The sequence below is a fragment of the Microbacterium sp. RG1 genome (assembly GCF_005347485.1).
GTDB classification, from domain to species: Bacteria; Actinomycetota; Actinomycetes; order Actinomycetales; family Microbacteriaceae; genus Microbacterium; species Microbacterium binotii_A.
Map to the genome: position 1 here is coordinate 2,449,042 of NZ_CP034121.1, position 18,282 is coordinate 2,467,323.

The window sequence follows — 18,282 nt, forward strand, 5'->3', positions numbered from 1 at the left end:
GTCCGAGGTTATGCCGCCGGCATCGCGACGCCGTGGCGCGCCGCGTAGTCGGCGACGGCCGCGAGGTAGTCGGCGCGGCGGGCGGGTGTCAGCCACGAGGCCTCGAACGAGTTGATCGCGAACTGCACCAGATCGGTCTCGGTCAGCCCCGCGTGCTCGGCGAGCGCGACGTAGGTGTCGCCGACGTACGCGCCGAAGTAGGCCGGGTCGTCGGAGTTCAGCGTGACCTTGGCGCCCTGCCGGAGCAGCCCCACGATCTCGTCCGCCTTCATCTGCTCGGTCACGAACGAGTTCGACACCGGGCACGTCGTGAAGCCGAGCCCGCGCTCGATGGCGAGGGCGACGAGCGCCGGATCCTCGACGATGTTGGTGCCGTGGTCGATCCGGTCGACCTGGATCTCATCGAGCACGGTGCGGATGTTGTCGATGGAGCCGGGCTGGTCGATGTCGCAGTGCATCGTCAGCAGGAAGCCCTCGGCGCGCGCCCGGGCGAAGACCTCGGCGAACTTCTCCGGCGGGTTGCCGCGCTCGTCGGAATCCAGGCCGATCCCGAGGATCCACTGCTTGTAGGGCAGCGCCTCCATGAGGGTGGCGAAGGCGAACTCGGCGGAGTAGTCGCGCAGGAAGCACATGATGAGCTCGGCCGAGATGCCGAGCTCGCGCTCCGCGCGCACCACGGCGCGGCGGTACCCGCCGATCACATCGGCGAACGGCACTCCGCGACCGGTGTGTGCCTGCGGGTCGAAGAACATCTCGACGTGCACGACGCCCTGCGCCGCAGCCCGCTGGAGGTAGGCCCAGGCGAGGTCGTGGAAGTCGTCGGCCGTGACCAGGACCCGCATCGCCGGGTAGTACACCGCGAGGAAGCTCGTCAGGTCGGTGAAGTCGTAGGTCGCCTTCACCTCGTCGACGGTCTTCTCGGCGAGCTCGATGCCGTTGCGCTCGGCGAGCGCGAACTTGAGATCGGGTTCGAGGGTGCCCTCGAGGTGCAGGTGGAGCTCTGCCTTGGGCAGGCCGTGCGCGAACGCGGTGAGATCGGTCATACCGAAGATCTTCCTGGAATCGGCGGATGCGGCGCGAGTCGCCGCGGGGGTCAGATACCGGTCTGGGCGCGCATGCCCATGCGGGCGAGCACCACGTTCTCGACGATCTGGATCACGTTGTACAGCACGAGCGAGACGATCGTGACGAGCACCACGGATGTCCAGAGCGCGCTGAACTGTGCCTGCGGGATGTAGCCGGCGATCGAGCCGCCGATCCCGCCGCCGACGGCGAGCCACTCGGCGAGCAGGGCACCGGTGATCGCACCGGGCACCGAGATGCGCACGGCGGCGAAGAACGCCGGGAGCGAGGACGGCATGGCGATCTTGCGCAGCTTGGCCCACGAACCACCGCCGTAGACCTCTACGAGATCGTTCATCTGCGCGGAGGCGGACTTGAGACCGAACGAGATGTTCACCAGGGCGGGGAAGAGCACGACGATCCCGCCGATGACGGCCACGGTCGCGATGTCCCGGCCGAAGATCATGATGATCACCGGCGCCATCGCGATCAGAGGCACCGAGCGCAGGAGCATCGCGACCGGCATGAGCGCATGCTCGATCCCCTTGCTCAGCTGGAAGATGCTGGCGCCGAGGATCGCCACGACCAGTCCCGACACGAAACCGATGAGCGAGTGCCCCAGTGTGACGGCCAGGTTCCCGAACATCAGTTCACGGTTCGCCTCGGCTGCCGGCAGCGTGAAGAGGTAGTTCCACACGTCGATGGGGCCCTTGGCGATCATGGGCGAGACGTTGAGGATCGCCAGGACACCGACCCACAGCGCGAGCACGCCCACGAGGGTGCCGACGAAGGTCACCATTCCCCAGCCGAACGCCTTCAGGGCGCCGGACGCCACCTGCTTGCGCACTGTCACCTGGATATCGGGCTTCTGTGAGGGCGGCTGCGGGCCGGAGGGGGCGTTCATGGCTTCGGCGGACTGCCGTGTGCCGGTGGCCGCGATGGCTGCTTCGGTCACTTCTGGGCTCCCTTCGACCAGGGCGCGATGAGGCGGGCGACGAGTCCGACGAGGGCGAAGCCCGCGAGCGCCACGGCACCGGAGGCGAGGGCGAGCGCCCAGACGAGCGGCGCGTCGGAGTTCTGCTGCGCGAGGATCATCGCCAAGCCCACCCCGGCCTCGATCTTGCCGAAGAACTCACCGAGCACGGCGCCGAGGAAGGCGGCAGGGACGGCGATCTGCAGCGCATTGAGGATGGCGGGAAGTGCCGCGATGAGTCGCACCTTGCGCAGCTGCGTCAGCTTGCTGCCGCCGTAGACGGTGATGAGGTCCAGGCTCGACCGGTCGGCCGATTTGAGCCCGAGCAGCGCTCCGACGACGGTCGTGAAGAAGACCGACAGAGCTGCCAGGAAGACCGCCGTACCGCTGGGTTCGCCCGCCTTCGGAACGGGGAACAGCACGACGGCGAGCATGCCGATCGCGACGATCGGCACGCAGTAGGTGAGAATCGCGAACTGCATGGCCACGCCCTCGAACCGCGGAACGAGCAGGACGATGAACGCGAGCGCGAGAGCGAGACCGTTCCCCCAGAGGTAGCCGATGCCGGCTTCGACCAGGGTCACGGAGAAGTTACGGGCGAAGTAGTCCCAGCCGGTCGTGATGTAGGCCCCGATGACGTCGGGCGGACTCGGGATGATCTGCCGGCCCGAGGGGTTGAGGAAGATCGTCGAGATCAGCCACCAGAAGGCGACGAGGGCGATCCCGCCCATGATTCCGATGACCCATGCGGGGAGGCGGACGTCCTCCCACTGGACCGCTCTGCCCTTCGGCGACGCGTCAGTGGTCGTCATCAGCCGCGGCCCCTCCCGCTCCGAACAGGAGCTCGGAGGCCTGATCGACGTAGGAGTGGAACTCCGGGCTGCGCATCATCTCGGGCAGGCGCGGCCGAGGCAGATCGATCGTCATGACCTCCTTGATGCGGCCGGGGCGCGGGCTCATCACGGCGACCTGGTCCGAGAGGAAGATGGCCTCGGAGATGCCGTGCGTCACCAGCAGCGTGGTCGCCGGCTTCTCCGTCCAGATCCGCAGCAACTCGAGGTTGAGCTTCTGGCGGGTCATGTCGTCGAGAGCGCCGAAGGGCTCGTCGAACAGCAGGACCTCGGGGCGCATGATGAGCGAGCGCGCGATCGACACGCGCTGCCGCATCCCGCCCGACAGCTGCGCCGGCTTGGCCTTCTCGAAGCCGCGGAGCCCGACGAGCGCGATCATCTCGTCGATGTACGCCTTGTCGGGGCTCTTGCCCGCGATCTCGAACGGCAGACGGATGTTGGCGTAGACGCTGCGCCACGGAAGCAGCGCCGAGTCCTGGAAGGCGATCCCGAGCTTGTTCTCGCGACGCATCTCCTTGGGGCTCTTGCCGTCGACGCGGGTCGTGCCGCTCGTGGGCTGCTCGAGGCCCGCGAGGATGCGGAGGATGGTCGACTTCCCGCATCCCGACGGTCCGAGCAACGACAGGAACGTGCCCTGGTCGGTGTGGAGGTTCGTGTCCTGAAGGGCGACGACCGACTTGCGGCCGGTGGTGAAAACCTTGTTCAGGCCGGTGATCTGGAGGCCGGTGCCGAGCGCGGCATCGGTCGCGCCGGTCTCGACGACAGTGTGGGTCACGTCGATGGCTGCTTTCGCTCGGGGTCGGTGGGTCACCGACGGGGGAGGGGAGTACGAGGGCGCCCGCGGACGGGCGCCCTCGCGGTGTCAACCTGCGTACTTGACCAGGTCGGGGTTCTCGCTGTAGAGCTCCTCGAGGAGCGAGGTGTCGAACAGCTGGTCGGCGGTCACGTCGATGCCGGCCTCCGACAGGCTCTTGATCGTGGCGTCCTTGAGGTCGTCGGAGATCGTGAACAGGCCGTTCTCGGAGGTCTCGTCGGAGACGACGAGGTCACTCAGCTGGGCGGCGGCACCGGCCTCGGAGTTCTTCGGGTCCAGGTTGAGGTCCTTGCCGTAGTCCTCGTAGGCGAGACGCGCGCACTCGGCGGGGTCGGCGATCGCGTCGGTCCATCCCTGGATCTCGGCCTTCAGGAACGCCTTGACCTTCTCCGGGTTGTTCTTGATCATGTCGTCGGTCGCGACGAAGGTCTCCGCCGGGAACGCGAGGTTGTTGTCGGCGAAGGGCAGGTTGACCGTCTCGTAGCCCTCGTTCGCGACGATGATCGCCTCGTTGGTCAGGTAGGAGACGAAGCCGTCCACCTCGCCGTTCGTGAGGGGCGCCGGGTCGTACTGCACCGGGACGACCGTGACGTCGGACGTGGTCAGCCCGTTGGCGGCGAGGAAGGCGTTGAACAGCGACGTGTTCGGGTCCTGCACACCGATCTTCTTGCCCTTGAGGTCGGCGACCGTGGCGATGTTGCCGCCGTCCTTCAGCGAGAGGATCGTGAACGGGTTCTTCTGGTAGGTCGTGCCGATGATCTTCAGCGGCGCGCCCTCGCTCGCGACGACGGAGCCGATGGCGACGGCGTCGCTGAGACCGAAGTCGGCGGATCCGGCGATCAGCTCGGTGGCGCTCGTGGAGGGCCCGGGCACGAGCGTGGCGCTGCTGAAGCCCGCGTCCGTGTAGTAGCCCTTGGAGTCGGCGAAGAACTCGCCGCAGAACTCCTCGTTCTTGATCCAGCTGAGCTGGATCGTGGTGTCGCCCAGGCCCGCGGCGTCGCCGCCGGAGGACGACGAGGATGCGGGGTCGCTGGATCCGGCACACGCGCTGAGCGCGAGGGCCGAGAGAGCGACGGCGGCGATGGACACGGCGACGCGCGTGCGGCGTGCGGTGAAGCGGGACATAAGCTGTCTCCCGGTTTGTCGGGTGGTGCACTTCGGGTGGTTGGGATGCCGGCGCCTCCCGTGCTCGGGTTCATCCCGGCGGCAGCGGTCTGCGTGACGAGTCCGACGCTAAGCGATGTAGATTTCACGAACACTGGCGGTCGTGTTTCCGCACCGTTACACCTGACCTATCCACAGGTCGGCGTCAAGAGGCTCATGCGCGCACGCGTGGACCGATAGCCTGGCGGCCGTTCACCACAGCGAACACGTCCCCTTCAGCCTCCTCCGACGGCACAGCCGTCTGAGCGTGCCCGAAAGCGAGTGCCATGCGTACCTCCCGCCTCCTTACCGCCTCCGCCGTCATGGGGGCCGCCCTGTTCCTCGGCGGCTGTTTCCAGATCAGCGACCTCGGGGGCGGCCCCGAGGCGGTGCGCGACTCCGACACGGGCGAGATCACCGACGCCGGCAAGGCCGACGTCTTCACGCTCTCCGTGGGCGACTGCCTCAACGACCAGTCCGGCGAAGAGGTCACCGACGTCCCGGTCGTGCCCTGCAGCGAGCCGCACGACAACGAGGTCTACTACGAGTTCTCGCTGCCCGACGGTGAGTTCCCCGGCAAGGAGGGCGTCTACTCCGCGGCCGACGAAGGCTGCTACCCCGAGTTCACGACCTTCACGGGCATCGCCTACGAGGAGTCGACCCTGGAGTTCTCCTACTTCGTCCCGACCCAGCAGAGCTGGGACGAGGGCAACGACCGTCTGGTCTCCTGCATCATCTATGACACCGCAGGTCAGGTCACCGGCACGCTCGCGGGCGCCGCGCGCTGATCGATCGCACACGAAGGGGGCCGGGTCATCCCGGCCCCCTTCGTCGTTCGCGGCGTCAGGCGGGGTGGCGACCGAGTCGCTCGGCCACGCGGGGCAGGTCCTCGTGCACGCGAATGGTCGCCTCCGGCGCGAGCGGGTTCGTCGAGACGCCGTCCTCGCTGACGAGACGGCCGCCCACGTAGACCCGCTTGAGGTTGCGGGGCGTCATCGACAGGACGTAGCTGCGCACGGGGTGCCAGAGCGGACCGACGTCGGGCTTGCGGGGGTCGACCACGACGAAGTCGGCGAACTTGCCGACTTCGAGGCTGCCGACGCGGTCGTCGACGCCCAGGATCGCAGCTCCCCCCAGGGTGTGCAGGCGCAGGACCCGCTCCGGCATCATCGACAGCGGATCCTTCGTCCGGGCGCGCTGCATGAAGATGCCCGCGCGCATGTTCTGCCACGGGTCGGAGACGTCCGTGCAGGCCTGATCGTCGAGGCCCATCCCGACCTTCATCCCCAGCGCCAGCATCTCCGGCACGAGGGCGACCCCGGAGGCGAGGCGTCCGTTGGATGCGGGCTGCCACGACATCGAGGCGCCGCCGGCGGCGGTCTGCTCGATGATCTCGGGTGTGGTCTGGATGAAGTGACCGAACATCATGCCGGGGCCGAGGGCTCCCGCATCCCGGTACATCGCGAACTTCGACTGCTGCAGCGGCACGGCCTCGGGCGACTCGAGGAAGTGGGCCTGGTTGGTCACCCCGAACCGGCGCATCGCCTCCACCTCGACCTCGGCGGCATCCGGCCGCGGCGACCACTGCACCTGGCCCATGATCGACGCGCCGAGCGCGAAGGCCGGGTCCATCGCGCGGGAGTGCGCGACCTCGGCAGCGAACCGGTCGAAGATCTCGTCGTCGGTGCCGACGGTCGCGTCCATGCCGATCGCGTCGACGAAGCGGATGCCGGCGTCGAGGCAGCCGTCGGCCTGGCGCGTGTGGTACTCGAGTCCGCGCATCGCGGCGTTGCCGACGCGCTTGCCGTCGACCATCGATTCCCACGCCTGCAGCGGATCGGTGAAGTTGTAGGCGGTGGTGACACCGTTGCCGAGGAAATCGAGTGCGCCGTGGAGGGTCGACCAGTAGATGTCCTCCGGCGTCGCCGCGGAGGTCATGCCGAGCATGGAGTCACACCATCCGTAGAGCGTCTCGCCCACGCCCAGGCCGCGCAGCCCGCTCGTGAACAGGTGCGAGTGGCTCGACACGAACCCGGGGGCAACGAACGCGCCGTCGACGTCGAGGACCTCGTCGGCGGTGACCGTGGGAACGCCCGATCCGATGGCCGCGATCCGTCCCTCCTCGACGAGCATCCACCCGTCCTCGATGTAGCCGGCGTCCTCGGTGCCGGCGGGCACGGTGATGAGGCGGGCGTGCGTGATCAGCAGGCTCATGGGGCTCCAGTTCGGTTCGGGCGGACGACGCGGATGTTGGTGACGCTAACACTGCGATGTTTCGCGCACGTGGCGCCCGCGGCGCGTGGCCGATGCCCGAGTTGCGTCGCATCTGCGCAGATGCGCCACTTCTCCGCAGATGCGCCAGTGGATCACTGTGGCGGATGCGGAAATGTGTCGCCCTTGAGCACGCGGTGACGGATGGGACGGCACACGGCGCACCCCATGGCACCCCACACACGGTGCCGCCCCGCATCCTACGCGGGATGCGGGGCGGCGCCATGGATGGCTCAGCCGGCGTACGCGATGAGGTCAGGGTTCTCCTGGTAGACCTCGTCGAGCAGGCTCATGTCGAACAGGTCGGACGCCTCCAGCGTGATGCCCGCACCGGCGAGGCTGGCGATCGTCTGCTTCTGCAGGGCATCGGAGATGGTGAACAGACCGTTCTCGGCCGTCTCGTCCGTGGTGATGAGCGCGTTGGTGGCCAGCAGGCCGGCGATCGTCTTGGCGGGATCGAGGTCGAGGTCCTTGCCATAGACGTCCTTCGCGAGACGCGCGCCCTCGTCGGGATCGGCCAGAGCATCGGTCCACCCACGGATCTCGGCGACGAGGAAGGCCTTCAGCATGTCGCGCCGGTTCTTCAGGGTGTCGTCGGTGACCGAGAACGTCTCGGCGACGAACGGCAGGCCGTTCTCGGCGAGCGGCAGATTGGCGGTCTTGAATCCGGCCATCTCGACGGTGATCGCCTCGTTGGTGAGGTAGGCCGTGAAGCCGTCGACCTCGCCGTTGGTCAGCGGCGCCGGGTCGTACTGCACGGGGACGATGTCGACCTGCGAGGGGTCGATGTCGTTCGCGGCGAGCAGCGCCGAGAAGAGCGCGCGGTTGGAGTCCTGCACGCCGATGCGCTTGCCGATCATGTCCGACGGCTTCAGGATGTTGCCCCCGTCGGCCAGCGACAGGATGGTGAACGGGTTCTTCTGCAGCGTCGCGCCGATGATCTTGATGGGCGCGCCCTCGGTGGCCACCGCCGTGCCGGCCGACACGGCGTCGTTGATGGCGATGTCGGTCGTGCCGCTGAGCAGTTCCGCGACACCGGTCGAGGGGCCGGGGATCAGCCGCACCTGCCCCAGGCCCGCCTCCTCGTAGTAGCCCTTCGAGTCGGCGAAGTACTCGCCGGCGAACTCCTCGTTCAGGATCCAGCTGAGCTGGAGGGTGACGTCGCCGAGACCGGCTGAGTCGGACGATCCGGATGCGGACGGCTCCCCCGCCCCGCCGGCGCAGGCGGTGAGGGCGGCGGCCGAGACGACGAGGCCGGCGAGGGCGACTCCCAGGCGGGATAGGTGGCTGCGTGACATGGGTGCTCCTGGTGGTGGATGGGGTGGTCAGGGGGTCGTGCCGAGCGGCGCCGCGAGGTCGGCGACCATGCGGTCGGCACGCTGCTGCAGGTCGCGCTTGCTGTCCGGGTCGAGCCAGCTCGCCTCGATCGCGTTGTCGGTGAAGGATGCGAGGGTGTCGAGGCCGTACCCGAGCGCCTGGGCGAGGGCGCGGTAGTCGTGGGTGGGATCGGTGCCGAACATCGGCGGGTCGTCGGAGTCGATGGTCACGAGCAGTCCCGCATCCACCATCTGCTTGATGCGGAGGTGGCTGCCGTCCCCGCTGCCGGAGTAGCGGCCGATGTCGCTCGATACGGGCGTGCACGTGAAGGGGATGCGCTCTTCGACGCAGCGGCGCGTGATGTCGGGGTCGTCGACGACGTGGTAGCCGTGGTCGACGCGGCTGCACCCGAGCAGGTCGAGGATGGTCTCGATGTTGTGCGGCGGCCCCGATTCGGAGTGCGCGGTGCGCTGCAGACCGGCCTCGCCGGCGAGCCGGAAGGCCTTCCAGAACTTCTCGGGCGGCCCGATCATCTCGGAGTAGTCGAGGCCGATCCCGATGACCTCGTCGTAGGGGTTGGCGATCATCGTCTCGACCAGCTCGGTGGCGGCGCCCGGGGTGTCGTTGCGATTGAGGCCGACGATGAGGTTGCTGCGGATGCCGGTGTCGACCTCGGCGTCGCGCATCCCGGCGCGGACGCCGTCGATGATCGTGCGGTACGCGATGCCGGGGTGTCCGGGAGGGCTGAGGAAGATCTCGCGGTAGAGCACGTTGTGCGCGGCTCCGCCGGCGGTCAGCGACTCGTAGGTGACGCGGTGGAAGTCGTCCACGTCGCGGATGACGGAGCCCGCCACATCCAGCACGCGGAGGAACTCGTCGAGGTCCTCGTAGCTGGCGTGGTCGAACAGGTTATCGGCGGTGCGTCCGCCGTCGAGCATGACGCCGTGCTTGGCCGCCAGCTCGACGAGCGTCGTCGCCTGCACCGAGCCGATGAGGTGGCAGTGCAGGCTGACCTTGGGCAGTCCCCGCACGATCCGCTCGATCTCGGCCGACGCGCTCATGGGGCTCTCCGTGCTCTTCTAAACTGAGGGAGACACCCTCAGTGATAACTGACAGCATTCATATTCAATGCATGCGATGACGAGAGCATTCGGCGAACGTTTCCGGAGCGTAAATTGAGCGACCCCTCCCTCGATGCCGACCTCGGCTCGGTCGTCGGCGCCGAGATCCGCCGACTCCGCGATGCGGCCGGGCTCTCGACGCGCGAGCTGGCCGCCGCGGCGGGGATGAGTCAGCCGTTCCTGAGCCAGATCGAGCGCGGCGCGAGCGCCCCGTCGATGGCGTCGGTCTACCGCCTCGCCCGCGCGCTCGGCGTGCGACCCGGCGATCTGCTCCCCGCCGTGGGCGTCGACGAGGTCGACGTCGTCCGCGCCGGGGAAGGGCGCCGCATCCCCGTCGCGGAGCGAGACGATGCCGCGCTGGGGCGCGCGCTGCTGCTGCGCGAGAGCTCGGCGCTCGAGGTCGTCGAGTACGCGTTCGGTCCCGAGGAGTACATCGCCGAGTGGTTCGAGTCTCCGGGCGAGAGCGGCCTGTATCTGGTCTCCGGGCGCCTCGAGGTGGATGTGCTCGGCGCCGGCACCTATGCGCTCGATCCGGGCGACTTCATCCGATTCCCCGCGGGCGCCCGCGACCGCTGGCGCCTCGTCGGCGAGGAGCGGGTCGTCGCCCTCTTCGTCACGAGCGTCCCGCGCCCCCGCTGATCCCGGCGCGGCGCCGTGGCGCGGTCCTCTGTGACGCTCCCGGCACGGTCTCGTGCCGAACTGCCCGGCGAGCTTCCGTGCCGAACTGCGACGCAGGTGCGCAGACGCCACACGAATGCGCAGATGCACCAGTCGAAAACTGTCGCGGATGCGGAGAGGTGTCGCGGATGCGGGCAGCGTCGCCACCGGGAGCCGAGCTGAACTCGAACCTGTCGCGGATGCGGGACAGATGCCGCCCGCATCCGCGCCTGATCATCGTTATCGTCTACATAAATACATTGCCATGTGTTTATGCGTTGTGGTGTGATGTCGGGGTGGAGAAGGACGCAGGTCTCGAGGCGGCCGCAGCACTCTTCAAGGTGCTGGGTTCAGCGTCGCGCCTACGACTGGTCCGACTCCTGGCGGCCGAACCCGCGGGGGTCACGCACTTGGTGGCGAGCACCGGTATGTCACAACCGCTGGTCTCCCAGCACCTCAGGACGCTTCGCTCCGCGGGTGTCGTTACCGTCGCCCGCGCGGGCCGCGAAGCGCTCTACAGCATCAGTGACGACCACATCGCCCATGTCGTGGAAGACGCACTCACCCACGTCCTCGAAGAGCACCCAACCGATCAAGGAGAAGAACGATGAGCACCACCGACGTTCACGCCGAGCACGGCGTCGACGAACATCAGCACGGAACCGACTGCGGCCACGAGGCCGTCACGCACGGCGACCACGTGGACTACGTGCACGGCACGCACCACCACGCCCTGCACGGCGATCACTACGACGAGCACGAGAGCGTGGCCGAGCACTCGAGCGCTGAGCACGCCCACGGCGACGGATGCGGGCACGACACCGTCAGCCACGACGATCATGTCGACTACGTGCACGACGGTCACAAGCACGCCGCGCACGGCGACCACTACGACGAGCACTGATGCTTACCGGTGGGGCGGGACTGCCCACGCCCACCGGTCTCGTTATTCCCTGTCACCCCGCTCCCGCCCTTTGCCGAACTGCGACGCACATGCGCAGATGCCACAGAAATGCGCAGGCGCGCCAGTCGAAAACTGTCGCGGATGCGGAGAGGTGTCGCGGATGCGGGCGGCGTCGCTACCGGGAGCCGAGCTGAACTCGAACCTGTCGCGGATACGGGCGCAGCCCGTGCCGCGCTCCCCCCGCACGGTCTCCTGTCGCCCTCCCTACCGAACTGCGACGCAGGTGCGCAGGTGCGCAGGTGCCACACAAATGCGCAGATACACCTGTCGATTGCTGTCGCGGATGCGGGAAAGTGTCGCGGAAGCGGGCGAGACGGTGCCGGAGCCACCCCCGTCGTCAGCGCACGCGGACGTCGGCGGCGAGCGCGATCACGGACTCGGCGAGGGCTCGGATGCCGAGAGCCACATCCGGCGCCGAGACGGACTCCCCCGGATGGTGGCTGATGCCGTCGGGGTTGCGCAGGAAGAGCATCCCGACGTCGGTGATCGCGCCGATCGACATCGCATCGTGGCCGGCGCGGCTGAAGATCACGGCCGGGTCGGTGCCGCCGGGCGCGTCGGCCGCGCCGATGCCCTCGCGCACGACATCCTGCAGGAGCGGCGCACACATGACGGCCGCGGCGCTGTGCACCTCGCGTGAGCTCCAGCGCAGCCCGCGGCGACCCATGATCGCGTCGAGCTCGCGGGAGAGCTCGTCCCACACGTGGTCGCGGGTCTCGTCGAACTCGCCGCGGAGGTCGAGGGAGAAGCGCGCCTCGCCGGGCACGACGTTGACCGCACCCGGGTAGGCCTCGAGCTGACCCACGGTGCCGATGATGTGGTGCTCGTCGCGGCAGATGCGCTCCACCGCGAGCGCCGCCTCGCTCGCACCCAGCAGCGCGTCGCGGCGCATGTCGTACGGCGTGCCGCCGGCATGACGGGCCTCCCCCTCGACGACGAGCTGGAAGCGGCGTGCGGAGGCGATCGAGGAGACGACCGCGAGCGGTTCGCCGCGCCGGTCGAGCTCCGGTCCCTGCTCGATGTGCGCCTCGAGGTACCCGATCAGCTCGTCGGGCCGTCGGGCGGCCTCGCCGATGCGCGCCGGGTCGAGCCCGAACTCGAGGAACGCCTGCCGCAGGCTCGTGCCGTCGGCATCCGTCAGCGCCCACCAGTCCTCGTCCCACAGTCCCGCGACCGCCGAGGAGCCGAGCAGGGCCTTGCCGAACCGCGTGCCCTCCTCGTCCGAGAACGCGACGACCTCCAGAGCGAACGGGAGAGCGACACCGAAGCGCCCGTCACCGACGGGCGTCCGCAGGAGCCGGGCGATCTCGAGCCCCATCAGCACGCCCACGATCCCGTCGAAGCGTCCCGCATCCAGCACGGTGTCCAGGTGCGACCCGATGATCAATGCGGGCGCGTCCGGGTCGAGCGTGTCGCCGACGATGCGGTCGAGCCGACCGATCTGGTTGCCCGCCGCATCCTGACGCGTGCGCATGCCGAGCTCGCGCATCCACTCCGCCGCGAGGCGGTTCACCCGTGCGTGTTCGGGAGAGAGGTAGACCCGCTCGATGCGGCCCGGCGTCGCTGTGACGCGCGCGAGCTCGTCGCACCTTGCCATCACGCGCCGCGCGGCGGCCGCGATGCGGTCGGGCGAGACCTCCAACATCATGCGCGCCCCGCGAAGACGTCGGATGCGGCCTCCACGCCGCCGCCGGCCGGAACGGCGACGCCGTGCCGACGCAGCACCGCCTCGAGGGCGGCGAGGGTCGTGAGCACCGTGTCCTTGCGGGCGTTGTAGCCCATCGTGCCGATGCGCCACACCTTGCCGTGCAGCGGACCGAAGGACGTGCCGATCTCGATGCCGAAGTCCTCGAGCATCGCGGTGCGTGCGGCATCGCCGGGCACACCCTGGGGGATGTACACGGCCACGACGTTGCTCATCTTGTGCGCGACGTCTCCGAAGACGGCGAGGCCAAGAGCCTCGACGCCGGCGAGCATCGCGCGGCCGGCGAGCTCGTGCCGGGCGATCACCGCCTCGCGGCCCTCGATGAGCAGCAGGCGCGCGCACTCGCGGGCGCCGTAGAGCATGCTCGTCGCCTCGGTGTGATGGTTCAATCGGCGCGGACCCCAGTAGTCGAGGATCATGCCGAGGTCGAAGTAGTTGGAGCGCACGAAATCGGGCGCGTCCTCATCGCCCGCCTCGCGGATGCCGGCCTCGATCCTTTTGCGGGAGCGGATGACGTCGACGGCGCGCTCGCTGAGGGTGATCGGGGCGGAACCGCTCGGGCCGCCCAGACACTTCTGCAGGCCGGCGGTCGCCGCATCCAGCCCCCAGGCGTCGGTCTCGAACGCGTTGCCTCCCAGGGATGCGGTGGCGTCGGAGTAGAAGAGCACACCGTGCGCGCGGCAGATCTCGCCGATCTCCTCCAGCGGCTGGAGCATCGTGGTCGAGGTGTCGCCCTGCACCAGCGCGAGGAGCGTCGGCTTGACGCGCACGACAGCCTCCTCGATCGCCGCGGGCGTGAAGACCTGACCCCACTCGGTCTCGATCGTGTGCACCTCGGCGAGCGCGCGTTCGGCGATCTCTGCCAGCAGGTGTCCGAAGCGTCCGAACACGGGCACGAGCACGCGGTCGCCGGGGCGCACGAGGCTCACGATCGCGGCCTCGATGCCGGCGCGGGACGTGCCGTCGACGAGCAGGGTCGCCTCGTTCTCGGTGGCCCACACCTGCCGGTACAGCTCCTGCGTCTCGTTCATCGTGTGGGTCATGAACGGGTCGTACTGACCCACGAGTGGCGCCGACATGGCGCGCAGCACGGACGGGTAGGCGGAGATGGGGCCCGGCCCCATGAGCAGGCGTGCGGGCGGATCGATGGGGAGGGTGTCGGTCATGAGTGCTTCCTGGGGATCGCGGTCAGAGCGCAGCGAGGCGGCGTCCGAGACGGACGAGGGCGATGTCGGTACCGCTGCGCGAGACGAGACAGACCCCGACGGGTGCGGGGCCGAGCTGCGAGCGGACGGTGAGCAGCGGGATCGAGAGGGCGGGGGTGCCGGCGACGGCCGCGGGCGTCGTCATGCGCAGCGTGGCCTGGCGCACCGCATCCACCTTCGCCGGGTCCGACGTGCGCATCGGGGCGGGGCCGGGCACCGTGGGCAGCAGCAGCACGGCGTTCTGCAGGAGGGCGTGCACGCGCTCGCGGAGCGGCTCGAGCGCCTGGCGCGCGACGCGCTCCGCCTCGGCCGTGACCTCGCTGGCGATGCGGAACCGCTCGGCGACCGCCGCCCCCGTGGATCCCGGGTGGGCGCGAAGCCACTCGCGGTTGTTGCGCCAGGCCTCCGCCGCCTGCACGGTGCGGAACGGTTCGAAGTACTCGTCGAGGTCGCCGATCGAGACGGTGTCGATCTCCGGCGCTCTCTCGGATGCGGCGAGCCGCTCCACGTAGGCATCGAACGCCGACCGGGTGTCGGGCTCGACGTGGGTCAGCACGTCCTCGGGGATGACGAAGCGCCAGGGCAGGTCGCCCGCGGATTCGCCGAAGACGCTCTCGGTCGACTCCGAGCCGTCGTAGCTCAGGCACCAGTCGACGACACGCTGGAGGGTGTTGCCGTCGCGCGTGAGCCAGCCGATCGTGTCGAAGGACTGCGCGAGAGGCAGCATCCCCTGCCGCGGTACGAGGTTGTGGGTCGTTCGCAGGCCCCACAGGCCCTGGTACGAAGCGGGCACGCGCACGGACCCCGCGGTGTCGGTGGCGAGTCCCACCTCCGCCTGCCCTGTCGCGACGGCGGATGCGGGCCCGCTCGACGATCCGCCCGGCAGCGCGCCAGGGAGCGCACCGTTGGGAGGTGTGCCGTAGTGCGCGTTGTCCCCTGCGATCGAGTACGCGAACTCGTCGGTGCGCGCGATGCCGCGCAGCGACGCCCCGCCGCGCAGCAGATCGGCGACGGCCGGAGCCGTGGTGGACTCGGGCCTCGCCGTCTCGAGGAAGGTCGGGTTGCCCGCGCCGATGCGGTAGCCCTTGATGGCGAAGAGGTCTTTGACGGCGACGTTGAGGCCTTCGAGCGGACCCTCCCATGCGCCCTGCCACAGCGGGTCGCCGACCGTGCGCCAGACCGACCGGTCGAGCGCCTGCGCCTTGCCCGTCACGTGCGCCGCCTCGATGACCCATCCGCTTCCGCCGCGCCGCCACAGCTGGGTCTGCAGCCCGGTGCCGCCGCCGGTGAAGCGCGACACCGACACGAGCAGGGCGAGGTCGTCGGCGAGCGGCCGGTACTCGATGCGTTCGATCACCCGCGGTGCGACGCCGCCGCGGACGCCCCGGAACGCGCTGATCACGTCGTGGCCGACGAGCAGCCCCGCCGCATCCCCGCGCAGCGTCTCGTCGCCGGGCGCGAACATCTCGTCGAGCACCGCGAGGTCGTTGTCGAGGATCGCCCGCTCGTAGCGGTCGAAGGCGGCCCGGAGGTCGGCGGGGATCTCGCTCATGCCCGGCCCTCCGCATCCGTCGTCGTCACTTGCGCAGGTGAATCACGCCCATCAGGAGAATCCGGCGCGGAATCTCCTGATGGAGGGAGATCTCCTGCAGAAGCGGCGCCGGATGCCGAGACTTTCGCGAAGTCCGCCTCCCGGATGCGGGCGTGCACGCCGCACACGATGTCCACCACCTGCGAGATGTCGAAGTCGGTCGCGGCGGAGAGGTACGCGTAGGCGAGGTGCTCGGCCATGCCGTACCGCGCCTGGAGCAGCGTGAGGGCCGCGCGTACGCAGCGACGCATCGCCTCGCCGAGGTCGGGGTCCAGTCCCGTCGGAACGAGGTACTCGTCGGTGCGCACGAGCGGTCCGAGGAGCTCGCCGAACTCCGCCAGCGCGACCGCGCGCGGCACGACGTCGAACCGCAGGGTGGCGCGCAGTGACGCCTCGAGCGCGGTGAGCGCGACCTCGCCGTCGCCCTGCGCGAAGTGCGGATCGCCGACGTACGCGAGCGCGCCCGCGACCTGGACCGGCAGGTACAGCACGGCGCCCTCGGTCAGCAGCTTGATGTCGATGTTGCCGCCGTGCGCTCCGGGCGGCACGGAGTGCGGGCGGTCGGAGCCTGCGACGGCCACACCCATCGTGCCGAGGAACGGTGCGAGCGGGAAGGTCACCGCCGCCGCTCCCCCCTCGACGAGCGGCAACGTGCCCACGAGAGCGCCGTCCTGCTCCACGACGGGGGTGAACACGCTCACGTTGTGCTCGCCCCGAGGCAGCTCGCCCACGAGGGCACCCTTGCCGTGACGGTTGCTGATCACGCCGTAGGGCACCCGCGGCTCGAGCCGCACGACCGTGATCTGCAGCAGATCGCCCGGTTCGGTGCCGGCGACATGGATGGGCCCGGTCACCACGTGGGGGCCGTCGGCCATCACGTCGCGCGAGAGGGATGCGGCGATCGCCACCGCATCCTCGAGCACCTGCTCGGCGGCGACGCCGTGCGCGCCGAAGTAGGCGCGGGGGTCCTTGCCCTGATCCTCGAGGATGCCCTCGTGGCTCACGGTGTCGACCGTGACGGTGGCGCCGGGTTCGATCCGCAGCACCGGAGCGTCGGTCGCGCAGGGCAGCCGGCCCCAGAACACGTTCTCGACGGCGGCGGGAAGGTAGTACTCGCCCGTGACGTCGCCGACGCCCGGCTGCAGGATGGGTGTGCTCACTGGCGCTCCTCGTCGATTGCCGCGATCAGCTCGCGCCCGGTGCGCGCGAGCAGACCCTCGCCGCGACGGTACACCGGCTCGCCGTGCAGCCACGTCTCGGCGACGACACCCGTGAGGCTCGCTCCGTGCCACGGCGAGAGCGGATTGCGGTACTCGAGGGCAGCCGCATCCACCGTGAACGTCTCATCGGGCGCGAAGACGGTCAGGTGGGCGGGTTCGCCGACGGCGATCGTGCCGCGGGAGCCGAGTCCGCCGACACGCGCCGGCCCCGTCGTCATGAGCGGCAGGAACGCCTCGAGCGGGATGCCGCGCTCGAGCGCTCTGGTGTGCACGCTCGACAGCCCTGTCTGCAGGCCCGAGATCCCGCCCCACGCAAGGCCGAAGTCCGGCTCGCCCTTGAGTTCCGGGGTCGCGGGCGAGTGGTCGCTGACGATCGCGTCGATCGTGCCGTCGAGGACGCCCTGCCAGAGCAGGTCCTGATTGGCGAGGTCGCGGATCGGCGGGCAGCACTTGAAGGATGCGGCGCCGTCGGGAACGGCAGCCGCATCCAGGGTCAGGTAGTGCGGGCACGTCTCGACCGTGATCCGCACGCCCTCGGCCTTGGCCGCCCTGACGTCGTCGAGCGCCGTGCCGTCGGAGACGTGCACGATGTGCACGCGCGCACCCGTGCGCCGCGCGGTCTCGATCACGAGCTGGATCGCAGCCCGCTCGCTGGCAGGCGGGCGGGAGGCGAGGAAGTCCGCGTAGTGCACACCGAGCGCGCCGTCGGCGTGCAGGTGCGCGGGGTGCTCGGCGTGGACGATGAGCAGTCCGTCGAAAGCGGCGAGCTCGGTGAGCACCTCATCGAGCTGCTCGGCGCTGAGGTGTCCGAACTCGTCGATGCCCGACGGCGAGAGGAAGCACTTGAAGCCGACGACGCCCGCCTCGGCGAGCTCCCGCAGGCGGCCGATGTTCTCCGGTACGGCGCCGCCCCAGTAGCCCACATCGACGGCGATGCGCCCGCTCGCGGCGGCCCGCTTCTCCGCCAGGGCCGCGGGGGTCGTGGTGACCGGGATGCTGTTGAGCGGCATGTCGAGCACGGTCGTGACGCCGCCGGCGGCGGCCGCCGCCGTCCCCGTGTCGAAGCCCTCCCAGCTCGCCCGACCCGGGTCGTTCAGATGCACGTGCGAGTCGACGAGACCCGGCAGCAGCACGAGGTCGTCCGGCAGAGCGCGTTCCGCATCCGGATCGAAATCGCCGATCGCGCTGATGCGCCCATCGGTCACGGTCACGGTGGCGGGGCGGAAGGCCCCGTCGAGGAACACACGTCGCGCCGCGATGACGGCGGGTGCGGGGGTCGTCATGCCGACAACGCTAAGTGCTCCACATTTCGCAAATGTAACTGTTACCAACATTCAGCGCGCACGCGCCCGCCGGGTCACGCGACGGCAATGCGGGCTGGGTAGGGT

General features: G+C 69.5%; 17 protein-coding genes. 4 read left to right on the forward strand and 13 right to left on the reverse strand.

The window, feature by feature from the left end; translation table 11 throughout:
• Positions 1-8 precede the first annotated feature (8 nt).
• The 5 genes from add (EHF32_RS11885) to EHF32_RS11905 all read right to left on the reverse strand — a co-directional run bounded on the left by add (EHF32_RS11885) (position 9) and on the right by EHF32_RS11905 (position 4,825).
• The gene (gene add, locus EHF32_RS11885) at positions 9-1,043 is read right to left on the reverse strand and encodes an adenosine deaminase (protein WP_137418380.1); all 1,035 of its coding nucleotides are present in this window, start codon (positions 1,041-1,043) and stop codon (positions 9-11) included.
• Positions 1,044-1,093: 50 nt separating this feature from the next.
• Positions 1,094-2,017, reverse strand: a complete 924-nt coding sequence (locus EHF32_RS11890; RefSeq protein WP_238343698.1) for an ABC transporter permease — start codon at positions 2,015-2,017, stop codon at positions 1,094-1,096.
• Positions 2,014-2,847, reverse strand: coding sequence for an ABC transporter permease (locus EHF32_RS11895; RefSeq protein ID WP_137418381.1), 834 nt, complete (start codon positions 2,845-2,847; stop codon positions 2,014-2,016). Before EHF32_RS11895 ends, EHF32_RS11890 begins: the two co-directional genes overlap by 4 nt.
• Positions 2,834-3,661, reverse strand: coding sequence for an ABC transporter ATP-binding protein (locus EHF32_RS11900; protein WP_137418382.1), 828 nt, complete (start codon positions 3,659-3,661; stop codon positions 2,834-2,836). Before EHF32_RS11900 ends, EHF32_RS11895 begins: the two co-directional genes overlap by 14 nt.
• An 87-nt stretch (positions 3,662-3,748) precedes the next feature.
• The gene (locus tag EHF32_RS11905) at positions 3,749-4,825 is read right to left on the reverse strand and encodes an ABC transporter substrate-binding protein (RefSeq protein ID WP_137418383.1); all 1,077 of its coding nucleotides are present in this window, start codon (positions 4,823-4,825) and stop codon (positions 3,749-3,751) included.
• A 305-nt stretch (positions 4,826-5,130) separates the two neighbouring features.
• On the opposite strand from EHF32_RS11905, the gene EHF32_RS11910 reads away from it, so the two are divergent.
• A complete protein-coding gene (locus EHF32_RS11910; RefSeq protein ID WP_137418384.1) occupies positions 5,131-5,631 on the forward strand; it encodes a septum formation family protein in 501 nt (166 codons plus the stop codon).
• A gap of 55 nt (positions 5,632-5,686) precedes the next feature.
• Here EHF32_RS11910 and EHF32_RS11915 read toward each other — a convergent pair whose 3' ends face one another.
• The 3 genes from EHF32_RS11915 to add (EHF32_RS11925) form a co-directional block, all read right to left on the reverse strand.
• Positions 5,687-7,057 carry an amidohydrolase family protein gene (locus EHF32_RS11915; RefSeq protein ID WP_137418385.1) on the reverse strand — a complete coding sequence of 457 codons (1,371 nt, stop codon included), beginning with the start codon at positions 7,055-7,057 and terminating at the stop codon, positions 5,687-5,689.
• Between the two features lie 290 nt (positions 7,058-7,347).
• Positions 7,348-8,412, reverse strand: coding sequence for an ABC transporter substrate-binding protein (locus tag EHF32_RS11920; RefSeq protein WP_137418386.1), 1,065 nt, complete (start codon positions 8,410-8,412; stop codon positions 7,348-7,350).
• A gap of 27 nt (positions 8,413-8,439) precedes the next feature.
• Entirely contained in the window at positions 8,440-9,492 is a 1,053-nt protein-coding gene (gene add, locus EHF32_RS11925; RefSeq protein ID WP_137418387.1) for an adenosine deaminase, read from the reverse strand.
• Between the two features lie 114 nt (positions 9,493-9,606).
• Here add (EHF32_RS11925) and EHF32_RS11930 point away from each other — a divergent pair, with 114 nt between their 5' ends.
• From EHF32_RS11930 to EHF32_RS11940, 3 genes are all read left to right on the forward strand, one after another.
• Entirely contained in the window at positions 9,607-10,191 is a 585-nt protein-coding gene (locus tag EHF32_RS11930) for a helix-turn-helix domain-containing protein (RefSeq protein ID WP_137418388.1), read from the forward strand.
• Between the two features lie 167 nt (positions 10,192-10,358).
• Positions 10,359-10,820, forward strand: a complete 462-nt coding sequence (locus EHF32_RS11935) for an ArsR/SmtB family transcription factor (RefSeq protein WP_238343699.1) — start codon at positions 10,359-10,361, stop codon at positions 10,818-10,820.
• Positions 10,817-11,113: a hypothetical protein gene (locus EHF32_RS11940; RefSeq protein ID WP_137418389.1), complete on the forward strand. Its 297-nt coding sequence runs from the start codon at positions 10,817-10,819 to the stop codon at positions 11,111-11,113. The genes EHF32_RS11935 and EHF32_RS11940 overlap by 4 nt, the downstream gene beginning before the upstream one ends.
• Positions 11,114-11,510: 397 nt before the next feature.
• Here the strand turns inward: EHF32_RS11940 and EHF32_RS11945 are convergent, their stop codons facing one another.
• Genes EHF32_RS11945 through allB form a run of 5 tightly spaced genes read right to left on the reverse strand, consistent with a single transcriptional unit; the run spans position 11,511 to position 18,177 of the window.
• A complete protein-coding gene (locus EHF32_RS11945) occupies positions 11,511-12,821 on the reverse strand; it encodes an allantoate amidohydrolase (RefSeq protein WP_137418390.1) in 1,311 nt (436 codons plus the stop codon).
• Positions 12,818-14,044, reverse strand: a complete 1,227-nt coding sequence (locus EHF32_RS11950) for a pyridoxal-phosphate-dependent aminotransferase family protein (RefSeq protein WP_137418391.1) — start codon at positions 14,042-14,044, stop codon at positions 12,818-12,820. The genes EHF32_RS11945 and EHF32_RS11950 overlap by 4 nt, the downstream gene beginning before the upstream one ends.
• 22 nt (positions 14,045-14,066) lie before the next feature.
• Positions 14,067-15,635, reverse strand: coding sequence for an AtzH-like domain-containing protein (locus EHF32_RS11955; protein ID WP_137418392.1), 1,569 nt, complete (start codon positions 15,633-15,635; stop codon positions 14,067-14,069).
• On the reverse strand, positions 15,632-16,834 hold the full coding sequence (locus tag EHF32_RS11960) for an acetamidase/formamidase family protein (RefSeq protein ID WP_137418393.1): 1,203 nt from the start codon (positions 16,832-16,834) through the stop codon (positions 15,632-15,634). Before EHF32_RS11960 ends, EHF32_RS11955 begins: the two co-directional genes overlap by 4 nt.
• Positions 16,831-18,177, reverse strand: coding sequence for an allantoinase AllB (gene allB / locus EHF32_RS11965; protein ID WP_137418394.1), 1,347 nt, complete (start codon positions 18,175-18,177; stop codon positions 16,831-16,833). The genes EHF32_RS11960 and allB overlap by 4 nt, the downstream gene beginning before the upstream one ends.
• Positions 18,178-18,282: the final 105 nt, after the last annotated feature.

Coding starts and splice junctions, on each gene's coding strand:
- add (WP_137418380.1), bottom strand. CDS start 1,043: ATGACCGATCTCACCGCGTTCGCGCACGGCCTGCCCAAGGCAGAGCTC.
- EHF32_RS11895 (WP_137418381.1), bottom strand. CDS start 2,847: ATGACGACCACTGACGCGTCGCCGAAGGGCAGAGCGGTCCAGTGGGAG.
- EHF32_RS11905 (WP_137418383.1), bottom strand. CDS start 4,825: ATGTCCCGCTTCACCGCACGCCGCACGCGCGTCGCCGTGTCCATCGCC.
- EHF32_RS11910 (WP_137418384.1), top strand. CDS start 5,131: ATGCGTACCTCCCGCCTCCTTACCGCCTCCGCCGTCATGGGGGCCGCC.
- EHF32_RS11915 (WP_137418385.1), bottom strand. CDS start 7,057: ATGAGCCTGCTGATCACGCACGCCCGCCTCATCACCGTGCCCGCCGGC.
- EHF32_RS11920 (WP_137418386.1), bottom strand. CDS start 8,412: ATGTCACGCAGCCACCTATCCCGCCTGGGAGTCGCCCTCGCCGGCCTC.
- add (WP_137418387.1), bottom strand. CDS start 9,492: ATGAGCGCGTCGGCCGAGATCGAGCGGATCGTGCGGGGACTGCCCAAG.
- EHF32_RS11935 (WP_238343699.1), top strand. CDS start 10,359: ATGCGGGCAGCGTCGCCACCGGGAGCCGAGCTGAACTCGAACCTGTCG.
- EHF32_RS11940 (WP_137418389.1), top strand. CDS start 10,817: ATGAGCACCACCGACGTTCACGCCGAGCACGGCGTCGACGAACATCAG.
- EHF32_RS11945 (WP_137418390.1), bottom strand. CDS start 12,821: ATGATGTTGGAGGTCTCGCCCGACCGCATCGCGGCCGCCGCGCGGCGC.
- EHF32_RS11950 (WP_137418391.1), bottom strand. CDS start 14,044: ATGACCGACACCCTCCCCATCGATCCGCCCGCACGCCTGCTCATGGGG.
- EHF32_RS11955 (WP_137418392.1), bottom strand. CDS start 15,635: ATGAGCGAGATCCCCGCCGACCTCCGGGCCGCCTTCGACCGCTACGAG.
- allB (WP_137418394.1), bottom strand. CDS start 18,177: ATGACGACCCCCGCACCCGCCGTCATCGCGGCGCGACGTGTGTTCCTC.